This is a genomic window from Escherichia sp. S10b (assembly GCF_028421345.1).
In the GTDB taxonomy this organism is placed as follows: domain Bacteria; phylum Pseudomonadota; class Gammaproteobacteria; order Enterobacterales; family Enterobacteriaceae; genus ECMA0423.
Genome location: NZ_JAHZSO010000136.1, coordinates 1 through 537 on the forward strand (window position 1 = coordinate 1; position 537 = coordinate 537).

Annotated in this window: 2 protein-coding genes; both read left to right on the forward strand. The window is 52.7% G+C overall.

Annotated features, from left to right (window positions below; genetic code table 11):
- A partial coding sequence (locus FTE26_RS20235; RefSeq protein WP_085674894.1) for a phage tail tape measure protein occupies nucleotides 1-141 on the forward strand: 141 nt, incomplete at its 5' end.
- Nucleotides 141-470 carry a phage tail protein gene (locus FTE26_RS08565; protein ID WP_000447267.1) on the forward strand — a complete coding sequence of 110 codons (330 nt, stop codon included), beginning with the start codon at nucleotides 141-143 and terminating at the stop codon, nucleotides 468-470. The genes FTE26_RS20235 and FTE26_RS08565, both read left to right, overlap by 1 nt.
- Nucleotides 471-537 lie beyond the last annotated feature (67 nt).

Here is a 537-nt window from a genome sequence, read left to right on the forward strand (position 1 = left end):
GAGATCAATAACGATGGCACGAACGGGCAGATAGGTCCGGCTGCCCTGAAGGTGGTTTATGACCTCGGGAAAAAAGCAGCAGCGGACTTTATGCAACAGCAGGCCCGTGATGGTGGTCGGTTAAGTGGAGCATATCGGTAATGGAGACGTTTCACTGGAAAGTGCGCCCGGATATGAATGTGGTATCAGAGCCGAAAGTGGTGACAGTGAAGCTGGGCGATGGTTATGAACAGCGTCGTGTGGCGGGACTGAATAACCAGTTGTCGACTTACAGCGTGACGATACGTGTTCGTAAATGTGAACACCCATCTTTAAAAGCCTTTCTGGAACGGCACGGTGGCGTCCGCGCATTTCAGTGGACGCCACCTTATGACTGGAAACCGATTAGGGTGGTTTGTCGTAAATGGTCGGCAAGCGTGGGGGCGCTGTGGGTAACCATAACGGCAGATTTTGAACAGGTCGTGGCATAGGAGGCTCTGATGCAGGATATTCCACAGGAAACACATCATGAGACGACACGCCTCACTCAGTCAGCCC

Excerpts from the sequence above, each read along its gene's own strand:
- FTE26_RS08565 (WP_000447267.1), top strand. The coding sequence starts at position 141 with ATGGAGACGTTTCACTGGAAAGTGCGCCCGGATATGAATGTGGTATCA.